Origin of the sequence: Streptomyces sp. NPDC046870, assembly GCF_040704595.1 — a bacterium.
Lineage (GTDB): Bacteria > Actinomycetota > Actinomycetes > Streptomycetales > Streptomycetaceae > Streptomyces > Streptomyces argyrophylli.
The window spans coordinates 301,647-325,650 of sequence record NZ_JBEYXM010000004.1 but is presented as its reverse complement, the minus strand read 5'-3'; the positions used below and the strand labels follow the sequence as shown (position 1 = coordinate 325,650).

The 24,004-nt window shown below is 72.7% G+C and carries 19 protein-coding genes and 1 pseudogene; 12 read left to right on the top strand and 8 right to left on the bottom strand.

The window, feature by feature from the left end; all coding sequences use genetic code 11:
- Window positions 1-115 precede the first annotated feature (115 nt).
- The 3 genes from AB0946_RS12555 (at window position 116) to AB0946_RS12545 (ending at window position 5,214) form a co-directional block, all read left to right on the top strand.
- Window positions 116-3,274 (top strand): molecular chaperone Hsp90, encoded by a 3,159-nt coding sequence (locus tag AB0946_RS12555; RefSeq protein WP_366760540.1) that lies wholly within the window; start codon window positions 116-118, stop codon window positions 3,272-3,274.
- 147 nt (window positions 3,275-3,421) lie between these two features.
- Complete coding sequence (locus tag AB0946_RS12550; protein WP_366760539.1) at window positions 3,422-4,180, top strand: calcium-binding protein; 759 nt, start codon at window positions 3,422-3,424, stop codon at window positions 4,178-4,180.
- 203 nt (window positions 4,181-4,383) lie between these two features.
- Window positions 4,384-5,214, top strand: a complete 831-nt coding sequence (locus AB0946_RS12545; protein WP_366760538.1) for a hypothetical protein — start codon at window positions 4,384-4,386, stop codon at window positions 5,212-5,214.
- Between the two features lie 16 nt (window positions 5,215-5,230).
- Here AB0946_RS12545 and AB0946_RS12540 read toward each other — a convergent pair whose 3' ends face one another.
- Window positions 5,231-7,627: an HAD-IC family P-type ATPase gene (locus AB0946_RS12540; protein ID WP_366760536.1), complete on the bottom strand. Its 2,397-nt coding sequence runs from the start codon at window positions 7,625-7,627 to the stop codon at window positions 5,231-5,233.
- Between the two features lie 72 nt (window positions 7,628-7,699).
- Window positions 7,700-7,966, bottom strand: a complete 267-nt coding sequence (locus AB0946_RS12535) for a DUF2530 domain-containing protein (RefSeq protein WP_171155232.1) — start codon at window positions 7,964-7,966, stop codon at window positions 7,700-7,702.
- 150 nt (window positions 7,967-8,116) lie between these two features.
- Here AB0946_RS12535 and AB0946_RS12530 point away from each other — a divergent pair, with 150 nt between their 5' ends.
- Window positions 8,117-9,568, top strand: coding sequence for an NCS2 family permease (locus tag AB0946_RS12530; protein WP_366760535.1), 1,452 nt, complete (start codon window positions 8,117-8,119; stop codon window positions 9,566-9,568).
- 10 nt (window positions 9,569-9,578) lie between these two features.
- Here AB0946_RS12530 and AB0946_RS12525 read toward each other — a convergent pair whose 3' ends face one another.
- Window positions 9,579-9,761, bottom strand: a complete 183-nt coding sequence (locus AB0946_RS12525) for a ribbon-helix-helix protein, CopG family (RefSeq protein WP_189884864.1) — start codon at window positions 9,759-9,761, stop codon at window positions 9,579-9,581.
- 155 nt (window positions 9,762-9,916) lie between these two features.
- On the opposite strand from AB0946_RS12525, the gene AB0946_RS12520 reads away from it, so the two are divergent.
- From AB0946_RS12520 to AB0946_RS12510, 3 genes and pseudogenes are all read left to right on the top strand, one after another.
- Window positions 9,917-10,354 carry a MarR family transcriptional regulator gene (locus AB0946_RS12520; RefSeq protein ID WP_171155238.1) on the top strand — a complete coding sequence of 146 codons (438 nt, stop codon included), beginning with the start codon at window positions 9,917-9,919 and terminating at the stop codon, window positions 10,352-10,354.
- A gap of 26 nt (window positions 10,355-10,380) precedes the next feature.
- Window positions 10,381-11,727, top strand: coding sequence for an MFS transporter (locus AB0946_RS12515; protein WP_366760534.1), 1,347 nt, complete (start codon window positions 10,381-10,383; stop codon window positions 11,725-11,727).
- Between the two features lie 248 nt (window positions 11,728-11,975).
- Window positions 11,976-12,116 (top strand): annotated as a pseudogene (locus AB0946_RS12510) (MFS transporter); the annotation flags it as partial.
- Between the two features lie 30 nt (window positions 12,117-12,146).
- Here the strand turns inward: AB0946_RS12510 and AB0946_RS12505 are convergent.
- The gene (locus tag AB0946_RS12505; protein ID WP_366760533.1) at window positions 12,147-12,692 is read right to left on the bottom strand and encodes a GNAT family N-acetyltransferase; all 546 of its coding nucleotides are present in this window, start codon (window positions 12,690-12,692) and stop codon (window positions 12,147-12,149) included.
- A 40-nt stretch (window positions 12,693-12,732) separates the two neighbouring features.
- On the opposite strand from AB0946_RS12505, the gene thpR reads away from it, so the two are divergent.
- A complete protein-coding gene (gene thpR / locus AB0946_RS12500; protein WP_366760532.1) occupies window positions 12,733-13,305 on the top strand; it encodes an RNA 2',3'-cyclic phosphodiesterase in 573 nt (190 codons plus the stop codon).
- 223 nt (window positions 13,306-13,528) lie between these two features.
- Here the strand turns inward: thpR and AB0946_RS12495 are convergent, their stop codons facing one another.
- The 3 genes from AB0946_RS12495 to AB0946_RS12485 form a co-directional block, all read right to left on the bottom strand.
- Window positions 13,529-14,524, bottom strand: coding sequence for an aldo/keto reductase (locus AB0946_RS12495; RefSeq protein ID WP_366760531.1), 996 nt, complete (start codon window positions 14,522-14,524; stop codon window positions 13,529-13,531).
- Window positions 14,525-14,580: 56 nt separating this feature from the next.
- Window positions 14,581-15,165, bottom strand: a complete 585-nt coding sequence (locus tag AB0946_RS12490) for a Uma2 family endonuclease (RefSeq protein WP_366760530.1) — start codon at window positions 15,163-15,165, stop codon at window positions 14,581-14,583.
- Between the two features lie 87 nt (window positions 15,166-15,252).
- A complete protein-coding gene (locus AB0946_RS12485; protein WP_366760529.1) occupies window positions 15,253-15,936 on the bottom strand; it encodes a GDSL-type esterase/lipase family protein in 684 nt (227 codons plus the stop codon).
- 120 nt (window positions 15,937-16,056) lie between these two features.
- On the opposite strand from AB0946_RS12485, the gene AB0946_RS12480 reads away from it, so the two are divergent.
- Entirely contained in the window at window positions 16,057-17,037 is a 981-nt protein-coding gene (locus AB0946_RS12480; protein ID WP_366760528.1) for a WD40 repeat domain-containing protein, read from the top strand.
- A gap of 102 nt (window positions 17,038-17,139) precedes the next feature.
- Here AB0946_RS12480 and serC read toward each other — a convergent pair whose 3' ends face one another.
- The gene (gene serC / locus AB0946_RS12475) at window positions 17,140-18,258 is read right to left on the bottom strand and encodes a phosphoserine transaminase (protein ID WP_366760527.1); all 1,119 of its coding nucleotides are present in this window, start codon (window positions 18,256-18,258) and stop codon (window positions 17,140-17,142) included.
- A 327-nt stretch (window positions 18,259-18,585) separates the two neighbouring features.
- On the opposite strand from serC, the gene AB0946_RS12470 reads away from it, so the two are divergent.
- The 3 genes from AB0946_RS12470 to AB0946_RS12460 all read left to right on the top strand — a co-directional run bounded on the left by AB0946_RS12470 (window position 18,586) and on the right by AB0946_RS12460 (window position 23,854).
- The gene (locus tag AB0946_RS12470) at window positions 18,586-21,807 is read left to right on the top strand and encodes an FAD-linked oxidase C-terminal domain-containing protein (RefSeq protein ID WP_366760702.1); all 3,222 of its coding nucleotides are present in this window, start codon (window positions 18,586-18,588) and stop codon (window positions 21,805-21,807) included.
- Window positions 21,804-22,577, top strand: a complete 774-nt coding sequence (locus AB0946_RS12465; RefSeq protein ID WP_366760526.1) for a metallophosphoesterase family protein — start codon at window positions 21,804-21,806, stop codon at window positions 22,575-22,577. Before AB0946_RS12470 ends, AB0946_RS12465 begins: the two co-directional genes overlap by 4 nt.
- Before the next feature lie 143 nt (window positions 22,578-22,720).
- Entirely contained in the window at window positions 22,721-23,854 is a 1,134-nt protein-coding gene (locus AB0946_RS12460) for a peptidoglycan bridge formation glycyltransferase FemA/FemB family protein (RefSeq protein WP_366760525.1), read from the top strand.
- Window positions 23,855-24,004 lie beyond the last annotated feature (150 nt).

Genomic DNA, 24,004 nt, shown 5'->3' with positions numbered 1-24,004 from the left:
GGACCGGCACTACCGTGCCAACGGATGGTCCCTACCGCCTACCCTCACCGTCCGCGTTGATGGCCTCCCCGCTGCGCGCTGTACCTTCGTCCTCACGTCGTAGAGGAGAGTCAACGTGAGCAAGTTCGTGCGGCCGGCGGCCGAGGGCGCCGACCCCTTCGGCACCGCCCGTCTGCGTCGCGGTGTCCTCGACGCCTGGGCGACCAGCCCCGCCCGGTTCCGGGAGGACGCCAACGCCGAGGAGGACCTGGTCCTCGGGGGCTACCGGGACCGGCTCGTCGTGGAGCTGGCCCAGAACGCCGCCGACGCCGCCGCGCGGGCGCACGTGCCGGGCCGGTTGCGGCTCACCCTGCGCGACGGCGTGCTCGTGGCCGCCAACACCGGGGCCCCGCTGGACGCGGCCGGTGTCGAGTCGCTGTCCACGCTGCGGGCCTCCGCGAAGCGGGACGCCGAGGCGACGCACGGTGCCGTCGGCCGGTTCGGCGTCGGGTTCGCCGCCGTGCTCGCCGTCACCGACGAACCGGCGATCGTGGGGCGGCACGGAGGGGTGCGCTGGTCCCTCGCCGAGGCCAGGGAGCTGGCCGCCGACACCGCCCGGCACAGCCCCGGGCTCGGGGACGAGGTGCGGCGGCGCGACGGGCACGTACCCCTGCTGCGGCTGCCCTTCGCCGCCGAGGGCACCGCTCCGGAGCCCTACGACACCGCCGTCATCCTGCCGCTGCGCGACGCCGCCGCCGCCGACCTCGCCGAGCGGCTGCTCGACGGCGTCGACGACGCCCTGCTCCTCGCGCTGCCGGGGCTGGCGGAGGTCGTCGTGGAGGTCGGCGACGAGGCCCCCCGCACGATCAGCCGGCGTACCGACGGCCCCTTCACCATCGTGGAGGACTCCCGGGACGGCATCACCAACTGGCGCACGGTCTCGGCCGGCGGGCCGCTCACGCCCGACCTCCTCGCCGACCGGCCGGTCGAGGAACGGCTGCGGCCGCACTGGTCGGTGACCTGGGCCGTGCCCGTCGACGCCTACGGCGCCCCGGCCCGGCCCCGTACGAGCCCCGTCGTGCACGCGCCGACGCCGAGCGACGAGCCCCTCGGCGTGCCCGCCCTGCTCATCGCCTCCTTCCCGCTGGACACCACCCGCCGGCACGCGGCGCCCGGTCCGCTCACCGACTTCCTGGTGGAGCGCGCCGCCGACGCCTACGCCGACCTGCTCGGCTCCTGGCGGCCGGTGCTGGCCGGGATCATCGACCTCGTGCCGGGACCGCTCGGCAAGGGCGCGCTGGACGGGGCCCTGCGACAGGCCGTGCTGGAGCGGCTGCCGCGCACCGCCTTCCTGCCCCCGGCCGTCGAGGCCAAGGGCGACGACGAGCTGCCTCAGGCGCTGCGGCCCCGCGACGCCGAGATCGTGGAGGGCGCCGGCGCCGACACCGTGCGGGTGCTCGCCGAGGTGCTGCCCACCCTGCTCCCGGCGGGGCTGGAGCGGCGCGCCGAGCTACGCACCCTCGGGGTGGCCCGGCTGCCGCTCGCCGACGCCGTCGACCGGCTCGCCGGGCTGGAGAAGGAGCCGCGGTGGTGGTGGCGCCTGTACGACAGCCTCGCCGGGGTCGACCCCGAGCGGCTGTCCGGGCTGCCGGTGCCGCTGGCTGGGGGCACCTCCCAGGCTTTCGGCTCTGGGGGAGCGCGGACGACCATCGGGCCCCGGCAGGTGCTGCTGCCGACGCCGGACGCCGCCCGGATCGACCCGGACGTGCTGGGCCGGCTCGGGCTGAAGGTGGCGCACGCGGACGCCGCGCACCCGCTGCTGGAGAAGCTGGGCGCCCTGCCCGCGACCCCCCGCGCGGTGCTGACCACCCCTCAGGTGCGGGCCGCCGTCGCGGGCTCGCTGGAGGACGACGGCGCCCTCGGCTGGGAGGAGGACGCGCCGGACGCCGAGGAGCTGGCCGACACGGTGCTCGCCCTGGTGCGGGACGCGGCGCTCGAACCGGGGGACGAGCCCTGGCTGGGCGCCCTCGCGCTGCCCGACGAGGACGGGGAACTCGCGCCCGCCGGTGAGCTGGTGTTCCCCGGCAGCCCCTTCGCCCGGGTCATCCGGGAGGGTGAACTGGCCGCCGTGGACGCCGACCTGGCGCGGAAGTGGGGCGAGCAGCCCCTCACCGCCTGCGGGGTGCTCGCCGGCTTCGCGCTCGTCCGGGCCACGGACGTCGTCCTGGACCCCGACGAGCTGGAGCCCCGGGACGGCGACTACGCCGAACCCGACGACGCCGGTCTGCTGGACGCCGTGGACGTGTGGTGCGAGGACATCCTCGACCGGTTCCCGGACAGCCCGGTGCCGCCGGTCGCCACCGAACTCGTCGCCGTCCGCGACCTGGACCTGGTGGACGACGACCACTGGCCCGAGGCGCTCGCCCTGCTGGCCCGCCCGCCGCTGCGGGACGCCCTCACCCAGCCCGTGCGCATCCTGCTGCCCGACGGCACCCACGAGGCCGTACGGCCGTACACCGCGTGGTGGCTGCGCGGGCACCCGGTGCTCGCCGGCCGGCGCCCGGCCGGGCTGCTCGCGGCCGGCGGCGACCCGCTGCTGCGCGGGCTGTACGACGAGGCCGACGCCACCGGGTTCGAGGACGAGCAGGTGCTGCGCGCGCTCGGCGTGCGCACCTCGGTCGGCGCGCTGCTGGACGAGCCCGGCGGCGCCGCCGAACTGCTGGACCGCCTCGCCGACCCCGAGCGGCCCGTCACCCCCGCCCAACTGCACGGCTTGTACAGCGCGTTGGCGGAACTCGATCCCGAGCGGGTGACCCTCCCCGACGAGCTGCGGGCCGTGGTCGACGGGCACGTGCGGGTGGTGGACGCCGGATCGGCCGTCGTGGTCGACTCGCCGGACCTGCTGCCGTTCACCGCGGGCGTGCCGCTGCTGCCGGTCCGGCCGGCGCGGGCCGCCGAGCTGGCCGAGCTGTTCCAGGTGCGCCGGCTGAGCGAGTCCGTCACCGGCGAGGTGCACTCCGAGGGGAGCGAGCACGACGTACCGGACGCGGTGCGGGTGCTGCTCGGGCCGCGTACGCCGGGCACCTACGTCGAGCACGAGGAACTCGTCGTGGACGGCGTGGAGATCGACTGGCGGCTCACCGACGACGGTGTGCTGCACGCGGCCACCCTGGAGGGGGTCGCGGCGGGGCTGGCCTGGGCGGCGGGGCAGTGGCCCCGGCGGTTCGAGGTGGCCGCGCTGCTGGAGGATCCGTCGCGGACGCAGGAGCTGGCGCGGGACCGGTGGTTCGACTGACCCCGGCCGTTTCAGCCGGGGCCGGCGGCCCCGGCTGGAACGGGCCCGCACAGAATTTTCACCACTCGTACAACCTTTCACTTTGTTCCCGCGTCACATCTGCGGAGTCACCCGACTCCCCAGAACTCAACGTGGGGACACCAACACATGCGCATCCGTGCCTCTGTCGCCGTCGTCGGCGGCGCCCTGGCCCTGTCCGCCCTCGCCGTCCCGGCCGCCCAGGCCGATGGCGGCTACGGCGACACGAAGATCACCAAGGTGGTCGTCGACGGCGACAACAAGGTGCAGATCGGCACCTCCAGCGCGGTCACCGTGAAGGTCAGCGTGACCGCCACGGACAACTCGGGCATCAAGGGTGCCGACGAGTTCACCCTCTACGGCCCCGACAACGGGTACGCGGACACCGGCAAGCCGACCTGCACCAAGGTCAACGCCACCACCTCCACCTGCACCGCCTCGGTGAAGATCGACCCGAAGACGGACTACCTCACCAACAAGAGCGCCGGCACCTGGTACGTGGACGCCTGGATCGACGCCAACGACGGTGACTTCCTCTGGAAGGAGAAGGCCGGCTCCTTCTCCTTCCAGCGCGCCGCCAAGCTCACCGCCAACGCCTCCCCGGAGCCGGTGAAGAAGGGCAAGACCGTCACCGTGACGGGCGCCCTCACCCGCGCCAACTGGGAGTCGCTGAAGTACGGCGGCTACGGCTCGCAGTCCGTGAAGCTCCAGTTCCGCAAGAAGAGCTCCAGCACCTACACCACGCTGAAGACCATCAAGGCGGACACCAAGGGCAACCTGAAGACGACGACCACCGCCACGGTCGACGGCTACTACCGCTTCTCCTTCGCGGGCGGCTCGACCACCTCGGCGGTCAGCTCCGCCGCCGACTTCGTCGACGTGCAGTAAGCGGCACGGCTCCGGCCCCGGGAGTGCCTGCCGTCGCTCCCGGGGGCGGAACGTTCCTTCTCAGTTGTGTCATGTTCCGGTAATCCCCGGCCCAAATCTGGCCGGAAAGCGGTCTTGCCGTACAACCTCTCCCCTGCTTCGCGGATCTGATCGGCCGAGTCGACCGACTCCACGATCCACTCCTCCCTCCAGGGGAAACGCACATGCGCATACGTGCCACCGTGGCCGCCGTCTCCGGCGCCCTGGCCCTGTCCGCCCTCGCCGTCCCGGCCGCACACGCCACCGGCGACTCCGGCACGCCGTACACGCTGAACGTCAGCTTCTCGAACGTCACCATCGCCAAGGCGATCAAGGTGGGCACCACCAACGAGGTCAGTGCCACCTACTCGTACACGCTGACGCACGGTTCGGACGTGAACATCGCGGCGAAGGACTTCTCCACCGACGCCTTCCTCTACAAGGGCTCGTACGACACCTCGACCACCGAGCTGTACGGCGACGACGACGCGACCTGCACCCCCGTCACGACGACGACGGCCACCTGCAAGGGCACCGTCGACATCTACCCGGCCGACGGGGACCTGGAGAGCGCCTGGGCCGGTTCCTGGGGCGTGGCCGCCGAGGCTGTCGCCTTCAACGGCCAGGACCCGAACAACCCCGACCTGAGCAAGGTCGGCTACAAGGACAAGAGCGGCCTCGGCAGCACCCTGGTGCAGCGCTACTCCAAGCTCACCACCAACGCGGGCCCCGAGCCCGTCGGCAAGGGCAAGACCCTCACGGTCACGGGCAAGCTGACCCGGGCGAACTGGGACGACCACCTGTACCACGGCTACACCAGCCAGCCGGTCAAGCTCCAGTTCAAGAAGGCGGGCACGACCACCTGGACCACCCTCAAGACGGTGACCACGGACTCGTCCGGCAACCTGAAGACCACCACCACCGCGAACTACGACGGTTACTGGCGTTACAGCTTCGCGGGCACCTCGACCACCCCGGCGGTCAGCGCCACGTCCGACTACGTCGACGTGCAGTAGCGGTACCCCCCCGGACTCAGTCCGGGAAGCGGCGGCCGACCCACCTCCACAGGTACTCCAGGGCGGCCGCCGCCACCGCGGCCACGCCGACCGCCGTCCACGGCAGCTCCATGCCGACCAGCTTCAGCGCGAAGAAGTCCTGGAGCGCCGGGACGGCGAGGACGAACAGGAAGGCCACGGCCATCGCGGCCACCAGGGCCACCCGCCACCAGGTGTAGGGGCGGGCGATGATCGCCAGGACCCACATGGAGATCAGGAACAGGGTCAGGGTGGCCGCGCTCGTCTCCGCGGCCAGCGCGCCGGGGCCGGTGTAGTGGTGCCGCGCGAGCAGGTACGTGGCGAAGGTCGCGACCCCGGCCAGCACCCCGCCGGGGATCGCGTACCGCATCACCCGGCGCACGAAGTGCGGTCTCGCCCGCTCCGTGTTCGGCGCGAGGGCCAGGAAGAAGGCCGGGACGCCGATGGTGAGCGTGGACAGCAGGGTCAGGTGCCGGGGCAGGAACGGGTACTCCACCTGCCAGCACACCACCAGCACCGCCAGCAGCACCGAGTAGACCGTCTTCACCAGGAACAGCGTCGCCACGCGCGTGATGTTGCCGATCACCCGGCGGCCCTCGGCGACCACCGACGGCAGGGTCGCGAAGCTGTTGTCCAGCAGCACGATCTGGGCCACCGCCCGCGTGGCCTCCGAACCGGAGCCCATGGCGACCCCGATGTCCGCGTCCTTCAGGGCCAGCACGTCGTTCACGCCGTCCCCGGTCATCGCGACCGTGTGCCCGCGCGACTGGAGCGCGCCCACCATGTCCCGCTTCTGCTGCGGGGTCACCCGCCCGAAGACCGTGCCCGCCTCCAGGGCCCGCGCCATCGCCGGCCGCTCGGCGGGCAGCCGCCGCGCGTCCACCGCCGCACCGTCCAGGCCCAGCTTCGCCGCGACCGCGCCGACCGACACCGCGTTGTCACCGGAGACGACCTTGGCGCGGACGTCCTGCTCGGCGAAGTAGCGCAGGGTGTCGGAGGCGTCGGGCCGCAGCCGCTGCTCCAGGACGACCAGGGCGGTGGGGCGGGCGCCCCGGGCCGGCTCGGAGTCGTCCAGGTCCCGGTGCGCGCGGGCCAGCAGCAGCACGCGCAGGCCCTGTTCGTTCAGGCGCGCGGTCTCGGCCAGCGCCGGGTCGTCGGCGCCCAGGAGCACGTCCGGGGCGCCCAGCAGCCAGGTGCTGGTCTCGCCGTCGCCCTCGCTGAACGCGGCCCCGCTGTACTTGCGGGCGGAGGAGAAGGGCAGCGACTCGACGCAGCGCCAGTCGTCGCTGTCCGGGTAGGCGTCGATGATGGCCTGGAGGGAGGCGTTGGGGCGCGGGTCGGACTCGCCGAGCGCGCCGAGCACCTTGCGGACGTACGTCTCGTCCGCTCCGTCCAGCGTCCGCAGCTCGGTGACGTCCATGCCGCCCTCGGTGAGCGTGCCGGTCTTGTCCAGGCAGACGGTGTCGACACGGGCCAGGCCCTCGATGGCCGGCAGCTCCTGCACGAGGCACTGCTTGCGGCCGAGCCGGATGACGCCGATCGCGAAGGCCACGGAGGTGAGCAGCACCAGCCCCTCGGGCACCATCGGCACGATCCCGCCGATCGTGCGGGCGACGGAGTCCTTCAGGTCGTCGTTCTTGACGACGACCTGGGTGATGACGAGTCCGACCGCCGCCGGCACCATCATCCAGGTGACGTACTTGAGGATCGTGGAGATGCCGGTGCGCAGCTCGGAGTGGACGAGCGTGAACCGGGACGCCTCCTCGGCGAGCTGGGCGGCGTAGGCCTCGCGGCCGACCTTGGTGGCCGTGAAGGCGCCGCCGCCCGCGACCACGAAGCTGCCGGACAGCACCGGGTCGCCGGGGCGTTTGACGACGGGATCGGCCTCGCCGGTGAGCAGCGACTCGTCGATCTCCAGCCCGTCCGCCTCCGCGCACACCCCGTCGACCACGATTCTGTCGCCCGGGCCGATCTCGACGAGGTCGTCCAGGACGATCTCGTGGGTGGCCACCTCGGTCGCGATCCCGTCCCGCCGTACCGTGGGCCGGGCCTCCCCGATCACCGCGAGCGAGTCCAGGGTCTGTTTGGCCCGCCACTCCTGGACGATGCCGATGCCGGTGTTGGCGAGGATCACGAAGCCGAAGAGGCTGTCCTGGATCGGCGCGACGAACAGCGTGATCAGCCACAGGACGCCGATGATCGCGTTGAACCGGGTGAAGACGTTGGCCCGGACGATCTCCCCGAGTGACCGGCTGCTGCGCACCGGTATGTCGTTGACGAGGCCCCGGCCGACGCGGTCCGCGACCTCGGCACCGGTCAGCCCGGTCGCGGCGCGCCCCGGCAGGGCCATGGGACGCACGGGGTCGATCTCGGCGCCCGCGTCTATATGGCTCATGCAGTCGACGGTACGTGCGATGCCGCCCGCCCGCCCACCAAACGGGGCCCGGGGGGCGTAGCCTCCGGCCGGCTATTCGGCGGACGCCGCCTCGAGATCCGCCGCCCGCTTGATCGCGGCGTCCCTCCTGCGCACGTACCAGACCCCGATCAGTCCCAGCCCGCCCCCGGCCAGGCACGTCCACAGCCACCACAGGTGCCCGTGGTCCTCGAACCAGCCGTAGAAGGGGAGCTGGACCAGGAAGAGGACGAACCACACGAGGGTGCCGCCGGTGATCGTGGCGACCACGGGCCCCTCCAGGGGCTCCGGCGCCTCGTGCTTGGGGGTCCATTTAGCCATGCGCACAGCTTAAGCGCCGCCGCTGTCTACGCGCGGAGATAGCGATCTCTTCCTCATACGTTCATACTGAAACGGTTTGCCATTGACCGCTTCTGATCGTAGGAAACTCCAACGGGGCTCGGGGGAACCCCGCTGGTGATGAGGTCCCGCATGTCCACCTCGGCACCCGCCAAGGTCCCCACCCCCGAGAAGCCGGGTGGCGCGCCCGCCCATGGCGCCCTCGACCGCTACTTCAAGATCTCCGAGCGCGGCAGCACCCTCGCCCGTGAGGTCCGTGGCGGTTTCGCCACCTTCTTCGCCATGGCGTACATCATCGTGCTGAACCCGATCATCCTCAGCAGCGCGAAGGACATGTACGGCCACCACCTGGACAACGGCCAGTTGGTGACGGCGACCGCGCTGACGGCCGCGTTCTCCACGCTGCTGATGGGCGTCATCGGCAACGTGCCGATCGCGCTCGCCGCCGGCCTCGGCGTGAACTCGGTCGTCGCCCTCCAGCTCGCGCCGCGCATGTCCTGGCCGGACGCCATGGGCATGGTCGTCCTCGCCGGCTTCGTGGTCATGCTGCTGGTCGCCACCGGGCTGCGCGAGCGCGTGATGAACGCCGTGCCGTTCGGCCTGCGCAAGGCGATCGCCATCGGCATCGGCCTGTTCATCATGCTGATCGGCCTGGTCGACTCCGGCTTCGTCACCCGGGTGCCGGACGCCGCCCAGACCACCGTCCCGGTCCAGCTCGGCACCGGCGGCCACCTCACCGGCTGGCCGGTGCTGATCTTCATCCTGGGCGCGCTGCTCACCTTCGCGCTGATCGTCCGCAAGGTGCCGGGCGCGATCCTCATCTCCATCGTCGGCATGACCGTCCTCGCGGTGATCATCAACGCGGTCGCCACGATCCCGTCCTGGGGCCTGACGGTCCCGAAGTGGCCGGGCAACCCGGTCGGCACCCCCGACTTCGGCCTGGTCGGCCAGATCAGCCTGTTCGGCGGCTTCTCCAAGGTCGGCGTGCTGACCGGCATCCTCTTCGTCTTCACGGTCCTGCTGTCGTGCTTCTTCGACGCGATGGGCACGATCATGGGCATCAGCGACGAGGCCAAGCTGACGGACGCCGAGGGCTACATGCCGGGCATCAACAAGGTCCTGTTCGTGGACGGCCTCGCGGTCGCGGCCGGCGGTGCCAGCTCCTCCTCGGCCACCACCGCCTTCGTGGAGTCCACGGCCGGCGTCGGCGAGGGCGCCCGCACCGGCTTCGCCAACGTCGTCACGGGCGGCCTGTTCGCCGTCGCGCTGTTCCTCACCCCGGTCGCCACGATGGTCCCGTCCCAGGCGGCCACCCCGGCGCTGGTCGCGGTCGGCTTCCTGATCCTGTCGAACTCCGTCAAGGAGATCGACTGGGCTGACTACACCATCGCGATCCCGGCGTTCGTGACGATGCTGATGATGCCGTTCACCTACTCGATCACGAACGGCATCGGCATGGGCTTCATCACCTTCACGGTGCTGCGCCTGGTCGCCGGGCGGGCCCGGGAGATCCCGGCGGCGATGTACGTCGTCTCGGCGGTCTTCGCCTTCTACTACCTGATGCCGGCCCTGGGCCTGACCTGACCGGCGGGCGTCAGGTGACGCCGTAGAACCTCTCCGTCTCCTCGACGGCGGCCTGGAACCGCTCGTCGAAGTCATCCCGAATGAGCGTCCGGACGACATAGTCCTGGACGCTCATTCCTCTTCTCGCCGCGTGCTGCCGGAGCCGTTCGAGCAGCTCCCCGTCCATCCGCAGGCTGAGCACACTGGTCCCCATGCCTACGAGGGTCGCCACAGCCGGCCGCCCGGTGCGTCACTTTCCGGACCCGGCTCACCCGTTCGGGTGATCGCGGGGTTCAGTGGCGGGCGTCACGGGCATCCTGGGCACGCCCGAGTGGTCTTTAGCGAGAGTAATGAGTTACGCTAAGGAACATGCCGGACCTTACCCATGGCGACGACGCGGCCGCCGTGAACGCACTCCGCTCCGCAGTGATGCGGCTGTCCCGTCGGCTCAAGCACCAGCGGGTCGACGAGTCGCTGAGCCCCACCGAGATGTCGGTGCTCGGCACCCTCGCGCGCTGCGGCTCCGCCACCCCGGGCGAACTGGCCCGCAAGGAGCACGTCCAGCCGCCGTCGATGACCCGCATCGTCGCGCTGCTCGAAGCCAAGGGCCTGGTCAGGCTGGAGCCGCACCCCGAGGACCGGCGCCAGAAGGTCGTCACCCAGACCGAACAGGCCGAGGCCATGCTCGAAGAGAGCCGCCGCAAGCGCAACGCCTTCCTGGCCGGCCTGGCCGACGGCCTCGACGACGACGAGTGGGCGACCCTGCGCGCCGCCGCCCCCGTGCTGGAGAAACTCGCACACCTGTAAGCGCGCCATCCGAGGAGGCGAACCCTTTGAGTACGGGATCCGGAACACCTTCCGCCCCCGCACCGACCACCCCTACCCCCCGTGTCACCCGCAAGTCGTCGATGTTCAGCTCGCTGAGGATCCGTAACTACCGCCTCTTCTTCATCGGCCAGGTCGTCTCCAACACCGGCACCTGGATGCAGCGCATCGCCCAGGACTGGCTGGTGCTCAGCCTCACCGGCTCCTCCGCGGCCGTCGGCATCACGACGGCCTTGCAGTTCCTGCCGATGCTGCTGTTCGGCCTGTACGGCGGCGTCCTCGTGGACCGCCTGCCCAAGCGGCCCGCTCTGCTGGTCACGCAGACCGCGATGGCCCTCACCGGTCTCGCGCTCGCCGCGCTGACCCTCTCCGGGCACGTCCAGGTCTGGCACGTCTACGTCGCCGCCTTCGCCGTCGGCCTCGCCACGGTGGTCGACAACCCCGCCCGGCAGTCCTTCGTCTCCGAGATGGTCGGCCCCGAGCAGCTCCAGAACGCGGTCAGCCTGAACTCGGCGAACTTCCAGTCCGCCCGGCTCGTCGGCCCCGCCGTCGCCGGCCTGATGATCACCGGTGTGGGCACCGGCTGGGCGTTCCTCGCCAACGGCCTGTCCTTCGCCGCGCCGATCGCCGGCCTGCTGCTGATGCGCGCCCGCGAGCTGCACGTGGTGGAGCGCGCCCCGCGCGGCAAGGGCCAGCTGCGCGAGGGACTGCGGTACGTGGCCAAGCGGCCGGAACTGATCTGGCCGATCGTGCTGGTCGGCTTCATCGGCACCTTCGGCTTCAACTTCCCGGTGTGGCTGTCCGCCTACGCGGACCACGTCTTCGACGCCGGAGCCGGTGCCTACAGCCTCTTCAACACGCTGATGGCCGTCGGCTCCCTGGTCGGCGCCCTGCTGGCCGCCCGGCGCGGCACGGCCCGGCTGCGCGTGCTGATCGCCGCCGCGCTGGCCTTCGGCCTGCTGGAGACCGTGGCCGCGGTGGCCCCGTCCTACTGGCTGTTCGCGCTGCTCATGGTCCCGATCGGGGTCTTCGGCCTGACGGTGAACGTCACCGCGAACACCGCCGTGCAGATGGGCACCGATCCGGCCATGCGCGGCCGGGTGATGGCCCTGTTCATGATGGTCTTCATGGGCGGTACGCCGCTGGGCGCGCCGGTGGTCGGCTGGATCACCGACACCTACGGCGCCCGCGTCGGCTTCGCGGCCGGCGGTGTGGTGTCGGCGGTGGCGGCCGGGGCGATCGGTCTGGTGCTGGCCCGTGTCGGTGGCCTGCGGCTGTCGGTGGGCTGGTACCGCGGTCATCCGCGGGTGCGGTTCGTGCCGCGCGAGCGGGAGCGGTTGGCGACCGCCGCGTGAGCCTGCCGGCCGGTTCCGGGAGGGGTTCTTCCGGAGGGGCCTCGTCGGCTTGCCGGTAGGCGGGCGAGCCGACGGTTGTGGCTTCATGGCCGGCGGTGTGGTCCTGGCCCGTGTCGGTGGGCCGGCATCACGGTCATCCGCGGGAGCGGTTGGCGACCGCCGCGTGAGCCTGCCGGCCGGTCGCGGGAGGGGTTCTTCCTGAGGGGCCTCGTTGGCCTGGTGGCAGGCGGCGAGCCCGCGGTTGCCGCTTCGCGGCCGGCGGTGTGGTGTCGGCCGCTGCGGCGGCGGCGATCGGTCTGGTGCCGGCCCGTGTCGGCGGCCTGCGGCTGTCGGTGGGCCGGCATCGCGGTCATCCGCGGGAGCGGTTCGTGCCGCGTGAGCGGGAGTGACCGGCGGCGTGAGCCGCCCGGCCGCCCCTGTCAGCGCTCGCCCGGAGGGTCCTGGTCGACCCTCCGGGCCAGCACCTGTCCCGGCCACTCGTCCGGTCCGTGGGTGTAGGTGTGCGTCGGCGTGAAGCCGTTGGCCTCGTAGTAGGCGACGAGCCGGCGGTCGCCTCCCGCGTAGCAGTCCACCCGGAGCAGGCCCACGCCGGCCCGCCGGGTCACCTCGGCGGCGTGCTCGAGCAGCGCGCTGCCCACGCCCCGCCCCTTGAAGCGGCGGTCGGAGGCGAGCCAGTGGATGTACCGCTCGGGCTCGCCGGGCGACGGGAGGTGGGACAGGTAGGCGCCGGGGCCGTCGGTCAGGGTGAGCGTGGCGGCCGGAACGCCGTCCACCTCGGCGATGTACGTGGTGCCCTCGTCCAGGGCGCGCGTGACCGCCTCGACGGTTTTGGTGTGCTCCGACAGCGGCTCGGTGCCCCACTGGCCGGTCCGGCCCTGTGAGACGAGCCACTCCACACTGCTGTCGAGCATGCCCAGTATCGCGGGCAGGTCGTCCCGGCCACCCTCTCGGATGATGATCGTCATCAGCCCATCATGCCCGCCGGGGTCTGCGATCGTCAGGGGCATGAGACTCTTCGCCGCCGTACTGCCGCCCGGGGACGTCGTGGAGGAACTCGCCGCGGAGGTGGACCGGCTGAGGCGGCTGCCGGATGCCGGCCGGCTGCGCTGGACCGCCCGCCCCGGCTGGCACTTCACCCTCGCGTTCTACGGCGAGGTCGCCGACGACGTCGTCCCCGTCCTGACGGACCGCCTGGCCCGCGCCGCCCACCGTACGGACCCCTTCCCGCTCTCGCTCGCGGGCGGCGGCCAGTTCGGCCGGGGCCGGGCGCTGTGGACGGGCGCGCGGGGGGACGTGGAGGCGCTGCGGCTGCTGGCCGACCGGGCGGAGGCGGCGGCCCGCAAGGCCGGGGTGCCGATGGGGGAGCACCGGCGGTACAAGGCCCATCTGACGCTGGCCCGCAGCCGGGACGCGGTGGACGTGCGGCCGTACGTGTCGGCCCTCGCGGAGTTCGCCGGCGAGACCTGGACCGTGGCCGACCTGGCGCTGGTGCGCAGCCGGCTGCCGACGTCCGGGGCGCCGGGGGAGCAGCCCCGGTACGAGGTGGTCGAGCGGTGGGCGCTGGGCGGAGCCGGTTAGTCTCGGATGCGTGGACCCGAAAACCCGGAACCGGATCATGGCCGGTGCGCTTGTCTTGATGTTCGTGGTGGTGGCCTTGGCGTCGGCCGTCAGGTAGCGGTTCGTCCGGGCGCCCAGGGCGCGGGCGCTGCGGCTGCTTCGGCGGCCCCGGGCCTTCCTCGGCTGGTCGCGCCCGCGCGGCGGGGCCGCAGGTCGCACGCGGCCCCGCCACCCCTTGGGGCGCTTACCAGGCGAACGCCTCCGGGGACGGGCCCGGGCCGGGGAAGATCTCGTCCAGGCCGGCCAGCAGGTCCTCGCCGAGCTCCAGCTCGACCGCCCGGAGGGCCGACCGGAGCTGGTCGGCGGTGCGCGGGCCGACGATCGGTCCGGTCACGCCGGGGCGGGTCAGCAGCCAGGCCAGGGCCACCTCGCCGGGCTCCAGGCCGTGCTTGTCGAGCAGGTCCTCGTAGGACTGGATCTGCGCGCGGGCCGTCGGGTCCTTGAGGGTGTCGGCGGCCCGGCCGGAGGCGCGCCGGCCGCCCTGGACCTCCTTCTTGATGACCCCGCCCAGCAGACCGCCGTGCAGCGGCGACCAGGGGATGACCCCGAGGCCGTAGTCCTGCGCGGCCGGGATGACCTCCATCTCGGCGCGGCGCTCGGCCAGGTTGTACAGGCACTGCTCGCTGACCAGGCCGATGGTGCCGCCGCGCCGGGCGGCGGTCTCGTTGGCCTGGGCGATCTTGTAGCCGGGGAAGTTGCTGGAACCGACGTAGAGGATCTTGCCCTGCTGGACGAGGACGTCGATCGCCTGCCAGATCTCCTCGAACGGGGTGCTGCGGTCGATGTGGTGGAACTGGTAGAGGTCGATGTAGTCGGTCCGGAGCCGCTTCAGGCTGGCGTCCACCGCGCGCCGGATGTTCAGCGCGGAGAGCTTGTCGTGGTTGGGCCAGACGGCCGCGCCGTCCGCGTCCATGTTGCCGTACACCTTGGTGGCGATGACCGTCTTCTCGCGCCGGCCGCCGCCCTTGGCGAACCAGTTGCCGATGATGGACTCGGTCCGGCCCTTGTTCTCGCCCCAGCCGTACACATTGGCGGTGTCGAAGAAGTTGATGCCCGCGTCCAGCGCCGCGTCCATGATCGCGTGACTGTCGGCTTCGTCGGTCTGCGGACCGAAGTTCATCGTCCCGAGGACGAGCCGGCTGACCTTGAGTCCCGTGCGTCCGAGCTGCGTGTACTCCATGGTCCACCAGCCAACGGCTTCGAGTGCGCTCTATGCAAGGCCCTGCGGGGGCGGGGTCAGTCGCGGGGGAAGTCGGCGGTTTTCAGGACGAGGTCGACGACGGTGCCGGTCAGGTCGATGTCGGTGCCGAAGTCCACCCGCGTACTCACGGCGTAGTCGCCGTCCTTGGGGTCGGTGTGGATGTGGCATCGCCGCTGGTAGGGGTCGGCGATGAGGTAGACGGGGACCTCGGCGGTGGCGTAGGCCGTCAGCTTGGGGCCGTAGTCGTTGTGCGCCGTGCCCTTGGAGACGACCTCTGCGACGAACTCGACGTCGTCACAACGCCAGAGCCCTCCGGGCGTCTTCTCGGCGCCCTCGGCCACAAGAGTGACGTCGGAGCAGAATCCGTTGAGATGGCCCGGGTAGTCGATGCGGACGTCCGACTTGACGCGCTTGCGCGGGTACTTGGTGCGCAGCTGCTCGTAGATATCGGCGATGATCTCCCAGTGGGTGTCCCGCTGTGGCGTCATGAAGATGGCCCCCCCGACGATGTCGACCTTGTATCCCTCGGGGGTGGTCCGCTCAAGCGACTCGAACAGGGCGTCCAGAGTCAGCTCGCCGCTCTCCTCGGCCATCTCGATCCTGTCTTCGAGGACGGTCATCGTGGCGCTCCTCCCCGGCTGCCCACGCAAAGGTGCAGCCGCGCAGTACAACGATAGGCAGCACGCCGAGGGGACGCCGGGTTTCGGTCAGCCTGTTCCCGCCACGTACGCCTGTCCGACCCCCCACGCCTCCCTCATCGCCCCCGCGAACGCCTCCGCTATCAGGTGCTCCCCGCGCGCGTTGGGATGCGTGCCGTCGTAGGTGTCGGTGTGGAGGTCGTACCCCTCGGGCGGCGAGGCGAGCAGGAGCGGCGAGCGCGGCTCGTCCAGGTCGGCCACCGACTTGGCGAGCAGCACGTTGAACCGGTCGACCTGCTCGGCGAAGGGCGCGTCGTCCGCCGCCCGGATGTTCGGGATGACCGGCAGCAGCACCATCCGGATGCGCGGGTCCGCCTCCCGGGCGCCGGCCACGAAGGCCCGTACGTTCTCCGCCGTCTGCTCGGCGTTCGTGTAGAAGCCGAGGTCGATCAGGCCCAGGGAGACCAGGAGGACGTCGGGGCGGTGGGCGCGCACCGCGTCGCCGATCAGCGGGGCCATGTGCAGCCAGCCCTCGCCCCAGCCGGCGAGGTGGGCGCGCGGGAAGGCGGGGTCGGCGTAGGCGAGGGACGTCGGGGCGTCGGCCTGCTTGTCGTACAGCGTCTCGCGCGGTCCGACGAAGGTGAACGGGCCGTCGTACGCCACGCGCAGGTGCCGCCACAGCCGGTAACGCCATGTGTGTTCGCCCGCGCTCCCGATCGTCATGGAGTCGCCCACGGGCATGAACCTAAGCATCCGGTCATGATGGACGATCTCCCTGACGCACGGGACCGGTGGTGCCTGTGAGGCCGACCACGTCCCCGGTCCACGGGGCCATGTGTCCTGAACCCCCGCCGGGAATGGCAGGCTTGGGGCATGCGTCGATCGTTCGCCGTCCTCGCCGGGTTGCTGCTCGCCGGTGCCTGCGCGCTGCCCGCCTCCGCCGCCGACGGAACCGCCGACGGGGCGGGCGACCAGGGGTTCACCCTCAAGGACCCGCGGATCACCGAGTCCAGCGGGCTCGCCGCCTCCCGGCTGCACCCCGGCGTCTACTGGACGCACAACGACAGCGACGACGGGCCCTACCTGTACGCGGTGGACAGCGCGACCGGGAAGACCGTCGCCCGGATCACCCTGCGCGGGATCGGTTCCCCGCGTGACGTCGAGGCCATCTCCATCGGGCCGCACAACGAGATCTACGTCGGTGACATCGGCGACAACTTCGGCGGCAAGTGGCCCTACGTGTGGATCTACCGGCTGCCCGAGCCGAAGAACCTCACGGACCAGACGGTCACGGCCACGCAGTACGTCGTGAAGTACTCCGACGGGCCGCGCGACGCCGAGTCGCTGCTCGTCCACCCGAAGACCGGGCGCGTCTACATCATCGACAAGAAGGAGGACGGCGGGCACCTGTACGAGGGCCCCGCCACCCTGTCCACCTCGGGCGCGAACGTCTTCAGGCCCATCGCCGCCGTCGACCTGTGGGCCACCGACGCCGCCTTCTCCCCGGACGGCCGGGACCTCGCCGTGCGCGGCTACTTCGGCGGCATCCACTACCGCTGGAACGGCGGCCGCATCAAGCGCGAGGGGCGCCTGGACGTCCCGTTGCAGGGGCAGGGGGAGTCCGTGTCGTACTCCGCCGACGGCACCAAGCTGATGTACGGCAGCGAGGGGGCCCAGAGCGCCGTACAGGCCGTCGACGCGCCCGGCCGGCCCGACGCCGGGTCACCGTCGGCGAAGGGGGGCTCCGGCGCGTCGTCGGACGAGGGCGGCGGGGGCGGCCTGAAGGTCGGTGCCGTGATCGTCCTGGTCGGTGCGGCGGCCCTGTTCGGCCTGCGGCGGCTGCGGCGCGGCTGACCGGGGCGACATCCGCCCGGAAGCGGTGAAAGGGCGCCTGGCAGCGACGAAGGGGCGCCCGGTGGTGCCGGGCGCCCCTTCGGTGAGCCGTGTCCGGGACGGTCAGAGCTTCTCGATCACGTAGTCGACGCACTTCGTCAGCGCCTCGACGTCCGCCGGGTCGATCGCCGGGAACATCGCGACGCGCAGCTGGTTGCGGCCGAGCTTGCGGTACGGCTCGGTGTCCACGATGCCGTTCGCGCGCAGCACCTTGGCGACGGCGGCGGCGTCGATCTCGTCGGAGAAGTCGATCGTGCCGATGACCTGCGAGCGCTTGGCCGGGTCCGAGACGAACGGGGTGGCGTACTTGGCCTCCTCCGCCCAGCCGTACAGCCGGGTCGAGGAGTCCTTCGTCCGGGCCGTGGACCAGGAGAGGCCGCCCTGGCCGTTGAGCCACTCGAGCTGCTCGTTCAGCAGGAAGAGGGTGGCGAGGGCCGGGGTGTTGTACGTCTGGTTCTTGCGCGAGTTGTCGATCGCGGTCGGCAGGCTGAAGAACTCCGGGACGTGCCGCCCGGACGCGTGGATCCGCTCGGCGCGCTCGATCGCGGCCGGGGAGAAGACGCCGATCCACAGGCCGCCGTCGGAGGCGAAGGACTTCTGCGGGGCGAAGTAGTAGACGTCGGTCTCGGCGATGTCGACCGGGAGGCCGCCCGCGCCGGAGGTGGCGTCCACGAGGACGAGCGCGCCCTCGTCGGCGCCGGCCACGCGCCTGATCGGCATGGCGACACCGGTGGAGGTCTCGTTGTGGGTGAAGGCGTAGACGTCGACGCCGGCCTCGGCCCGCGGCTCCGGGTGGGTGCCGGGGTCGGAGGCGATGACGGTGGGCTCCGCCAGCCAGGGCGCGAGCTTCGCGGCCTTGGCGAACTTGGAGGAGAACTCGCCGAAGTTCAGGTGCTGCGACTTGTTCTCGATCAGGCCGTGGGTGGCGATGTCCCAGAAGGCGGTGGAGCCGCCGTTGCCGAGGACGACCTCGTAGCCCTCGGGGAGGGAGAACAGCTCGGAGATGCCCTCGCGGACCTTGCCGACCAGGTTCTTCACCGGCGCCTGCCGGTGGGAGGTGCCCAGCAGGGAGGTTCCGGTGGCGGCGAGGGCGTCCAGCGCCTCGGTGCGCACCTTGGAGGGGCCGGCGCCGAAACGTCCGTCGGCGGGCTTGATGTCTGCGGGAATCTGGATGTCGGCCACGGGACGAGGTTAGCCCGTGGCGGAGAGCGAGGTGGAGAGGTGTCCGTCGGATGAGACGAGATCACCGGGACGCGGACTTGTGAGGTTGTACGACGATACGTGCGGGCTTGTGGAAAACTCGCGGTGACGGTGCGTGAGCGGATGCATCCTGGACGCATGACGGATCGAGCGGGTGGTGCGGGGGCGGCCGGGAGAGCGGGCAGCGGGCCCCGGGGTGCGCGGCGTGCCGGTGCCGGTGGCGACGGCGCCGCCGAGCTGGCCCGTGCGCTGCGCGGGGCCGTGCGCGGCGAGGTCGGGTTCGACGCCACCGCCCGGGCCCTGGTCACCATGGACGCGTCCAACTACCGGCGGGTGCCCCTCGGCGTCGTGGCCCCCCGGGACGCGGACGACGTGGCCGCCGTGCTGGAGGTGTGCCGGGCGCGCGGGGTGCCGGTGGTGGCGCGGGGCGGGGGCACGTCGATCGCCGGGCAGGCGACCGGCACCGGCGTGGTCCTGGACTTCACCCGGCACATGGCCGGCCTGCTGGAGCTGGACCCAGGCAGCCGCACGGCCGTCGTGCAGCCGGGGCTCGTGCTCGACCGGCTCCAGGACGCCGCCGCACCGCACGGGCTGCGCTTCGGCCCCGACCCGTCCACGCACAGCAGGTGCACGCTCGGCGGGATGATCGGCAACAACTCCTGCGGTTCCCACTCGGTCGCCTGGGGCACGACCGCGGACAGCGTGCGGGAGCTGTCCGTGCTCACCGCGCGGGGGCAGCGGCTGCGGCTCGGGCCGGGCTGGGCGGGCGCCCCGGACGGGCTGCGGGAGCTGGCCGAGGGCGAACTGGCCCGGCTGCGCACGGGTTTCCCGGACCTGCCCCGCCGCATCTCCGGGTACGCGCTGGACGCGCTGCTGCCCGAGAAGGGCGCGGACGTCGCCCGCTCCTTCTGCGGCTCCGAGGGCACGCTGGGCATCCTCACCGAGGCCGTGGTCGGCTTGGTCGAGGCTCCGCGCGCGCGGGCCCTGGCCGTGCTGGCGTACGCCGACGAGAGCGCCGCCGCCGAGGCCGCCGCCGGCCTGCTGCCGCTGCTGCCGCTCACGGTGGAGGGCATGGCCGCCGACCTGGTACCGGCCGGCGCGGGCCTGCCGGCGGGCGGCGCCTGGCTGTTCGTGGAGACCGGCGGGCGGACGGCGGCGGAGGCACGCGCGCGGGCGGAGGAGATCGCGCGCGCCGCCGACGTCGTGTCCGCGCTGGTCGTCACCGACCCGGCGGACCAGCGGACCCTGTGGCGCATCCGCGAGGACGCGTCCGGCACGGCCACCCGGATGCCGGACGGCACGGAGGCCTGGCCCGGCTGGGAGGACTGCGCGGTGCCACCGGCCCGGCTCGGGGCCTACCTGCGCGACTTCCGCGCGCTCCTCGCCGCCCACGGACTGCGCGGCACGCCGTACGGCCACTTCGGCGACGGCTGCGTCCACGTCCGCGTCGACTTCGACCTGCTCACCGAGGCCGGTGTCGGCCGCTTCCGCCGCTTCTCCGAGGAACTGGCCGACCTGGTGGTGGCCCACGGCGGCTCCCTCTCCGGGGAGCACGGCGACGGCCAGGCCCGCGCGGAACTGCTGCCCCGCATGTACGGCGAGGAGACGGTCCGGCTCTTCGAACGGGCCAAGGCCCTCTGGGACCCCGACGACCTGCTCAACCCCGGCATGCTGGTCCGCCCGGCCCCGCTCGACACCAACCTCCGCTTCTCCGTCCTGCCGGGCCGCCCGGTCGACGTCGCCTTCGGCTACCCGGCGGACGGCGGCGACTTCGCCGCGGCCGTCCGCCGCTGCGTCGGCGTCGCCAAGTGCCGTACGACCACGGCGGCCGGCCCCGCCGTGATGTGCCCCTCCTTCCGGGCCACCGGCGAGGAGGAACACTCCACACGCGGCCGGGCCCGGCTGCTGCACGAGATGCTCGCGGGCGAGCTGATCACCGACGGCTGGCGGTCCCCGGAGGTCCGGGACGCCCTGGACCTGTGCCTGTCCTGCAAGGGCTGCCGCTCGGACTGTCCGGTCGGCGTCGACATGGCCACCTACAAGGCGGAGTTCCTGCACCACCACTACGCCGGCCGCCGCCGCCCCGCCGCCCACCACACCCTGGGCCGGCTCCCGGAATGGCTCCGCTGGACCGCCCGCACCCGGACGGCTCCCCTGGTCAACGCCCTGGCCCGGGTGGGCCCACTGGCCGCCCTCGGCAAACGGCTGGCCGGGATCACCCCGGAACGGCAGATCCCACGGCTGACGACACGGACGTTCACGGCGTGGTGGCACGACCGGAACCCTGCGGAGGCGGGGGACCTTCCTGTGCCGGGGGCGGGGGATCTGCCCGCGCGGGGGCTGGGGGAGCTGCCCGCGCCGGTTGCGGGGGGCCTGCCGGCACCGGGCGCCGAGGATCTGCCTGCGCGGGGTGCCGGTGCTCTGCCTGGCCCTGGGGCGGGGAAGCTGCCCGCGCCGGGTGCTGAAGAGTCGCCCGCATCGGGTGCCGGTGGCTTGCCTGAGCCGGGTGCGGGGGGCCTGCCGGTACCGGGCGCCGAGGGTCTGCCTGCGCGGGGTGCCGGTGCTCTGCCTGGCCCTGGGGCGGGGGATCTGCCCGCGCCGGGTGCTGAAGAGTCGCCCGCATCGGGTGCCGGTGGCTTGTCCGCGCCGGGGGCGGGGGGCCTGCCCGCGCGGGACGCCGAAGACGCGCCCGCACCGGGTGCCGCCGATCTGCCCGTGCCCGGCGGCGGAAACCTGGTCGTCCTCTGGCCGGACACCTTCACGGAGTACCTGGCGCCTTCCGTCGGCCGGGCCGCCGTGCGGGTGCTGGAGGCCGCCGGGCTGCGCGTGACCCTGCCGCCGACGCTGCTGCTGCGCCGGGGAGCGATCGCCGACGGCCGGACCAGGGCGGCGACCGCGCTGCTCGCGGCCCGCCGGGCCCGGGTCTGCTGCGGACTGACCTACCTGTCCACCGGCCAGCTGGACCGCGCCCGCGCAGTCCTGCGCCGCACGCTGGAGCTGATGGAACCGGTGCTGGAGGCCGGGCTCCCGGTCGTCGTCCTGGAACCGAGCTGCGCCGCCGCCCTCCGCACCGACCTCCCGGAGCTGCTGCCCGACGACCCGCGCGCCGCCCGGCTGTCCGCCGCCGTCCGCACCTTCGCCGAGACCCTGGAACGGCACGCCCCGCACTGGACCCCGGCCGCCGTCGGCCGCCCGGTCGCCGGCCAGACCCACTGCCACCAGCACGCGGTGCTCGGCGACAACTCCGACCGCCGGCTGCGCGCCGCCGCCGGTCTCACCGGCGAGCTGAGCGGAGGCTGCTGCGGCCTGGCGGGCAACTTCGGGTTCGAAAAAGGCCACTTCGAGGTCTCCCGGGCCTGCGCGGAGGAACAGCTCCTGCCCTCGGTCCGGCAGGCCCCGCCCGACACGGTGATCCTGGCGGACGGCTTCTCCTGCCGCACCCAGCTCGAACAGCTCGCCGGGGTCCGGGGCCGGCACCTGGCGGAGGTGCTGGCGGACGCGCTGGATTCCCCGGCGGGAGGTGCTGGGTGAACGAGGACGAGGAGTACACGCGGCTGGCGGTCCTCTCCGACATCCACGGCGTGCTGCCCGCCCTGGAGGCGGTCCTGGCGGAGCCCGAGGTGGCCGCCGCCGAGCGGATCGTCCTCACCGGGGACATCACGGCGGGCCCGCAGCCGGCCGAGGTGCTGGACCTGCTGCGCGAGCAGGGCGACCGGGTGCTGTGGATCGGCGGCAACGCGGACCGGGAACTGGTGGAGTACCGGCGCGGCGAGCGCGCGGAGATCCCGGACCCCATCGGCCCCTACGCCGCCCGGGCGCTGCGCCGGGACCAGGTCGACTTCCTGGCCGCGCTGCCGCGCACCCGCACCCTGCGCGTGCGCGGACTGGGCCCGGTCCTCTTCTGCCACGCCACCCCGCGCGACGACGAGGAACTGGTCCTGGTCGACTCGCGCCCGGCCCGCTGGGCGGAGGTCTTCACCGGCCTGCCGGCCGGCATCGGCACGGTCGTCTGCGGCCACACCCACATGCCCTACGTCCGCCTGGCCCACGGCCGCCTGGTGGTCAACCCCGGCAGCGTCGGGATGCCCTACGGCCGCCCCGGCGCCCACTGGTGCCTCCTCGGCCCCGGTACCGACCTGCGCGTGACGCCGTACGACATACCGGCGGCGGTGGCCCGGCTGACCCGGGAGTGCGCCTATCCGGACATCGCCGCGTGGGCCGAGTACTTCCTGTACGCCCGGGCGACGGACACGGACGTGCTGGAGGCGTGGGGGCCCAAGGACGGACGGGACGCTTCGTAGGGTGAGGGCACCAGCGATCTCCACGGACGCCGGCGGCACCGTCACCGACGCAGCCGCACCGAAGCGGCCGCCGGCACCGTCCTCACCGTCGTAGGACCGGCCTCGCCACCGGGACCGGCCCCGTCCCCGAAGGAGCCCCGCCCATGTCGCTGACCCCCCGTCCGCTGACCCTCCGCCCCCTCACCCGTGCCGAGCACCTCGCCTTCGTGGCGGAGCGTCCCTCGGTCAGCCACACGCAGGTGCCGTCGTGGGGGGACGTGAAACCGGACTGGCGGGCCGAGAGCCTGGGGTGGTTCGAGGCGGACGGGCGGCTCGTGGGGGCCGGGCTGGTGCTGCTGCGGCCGTTGCCCAGGCTGAAGCGGTATCTGGCCTACCTCCCCGAGGGGCCCGTCATCGACTGGGACGCGCCCGATCTGGAGCGCTGGCTGGAGCCCTTGCTGGCGCACCTCAAGGCCCGGGGTGCCTTCGCGGTGAGGATGGGGCCGCCCGTGGTGGCCCGGCGGTGGAGCCCGGAGGCGGTCAAGGCCGCGATCGCCGACCCCGGCACGCGCCGGCTGCGTGACGTGCCGGCGACGTCCTGCGGGCCTGGCCTCGGCCTCGCCGAGCGGCTGCGCCGCATGGGCTGGCGGCAGACCGCGTCCGGCGGGGAGGAGGGGTTCGCCGCCGGGCAGCCCCGGTACGTGTGCCAGGTCCCGTTCGCGGACCGGTCCCTGGAGGACATCCACCGCGGGCTCAACCAGCAGTGGCGGCGCAACATCAAGAAGGCCGAGAAGGCGGGCGTGAAGATCGTCCGGGGCGGACCGGAGGACCTGCCGGTCTTCTACGGCCTCTACGCCGAGACCGCCGAACGGGACCGCTTCATCCCGCGCCCCCTGCCGTACTTCCAGCGCATGTGGACCGCGCTCACCGCGGAGCACCCCGACCGGATGCGGCTCTACCTCGCCCACCACGACGGGGACGTCCTCGCCGCGGCCACCATGCTGATCGTCGGCGGGCACGTCTGGTACTCCTACGGCGCCTCCACCAGCCGCAAGCGCGAGGTGCAGCCCAACAACGCCCTGCAGTGGCGGATGATGTGCGACGCCCATGAACTCGGCGCCCACGTCTACGACTTCCGGGGCATCACCGACACCCTGGAGGAGTCCGACCACCTGGTGGGCCTGCTCCGCTTCAAGGTGGGCGCGGGCGGTGAGGCCGTCGAGTACGCGGGGGAGTGGGACTTCCCGCTGAACCGGCTGCTGCACAAGGCGTTCGACATCTATCTGGCCCGCCGCTGAGGCCGCTCTCGGGTTCTTCGAGGGCGTCCGCCCCGACGGCCCCGCCGTTCCGCGACGAGGAGGCGTGACCGGGCGGCTGATCCCAGCATCCAAGACAGTGCCGTGAAGGGTTCACGCACCTGTCGAAGTCCATTACCCTGGACCTGGTAG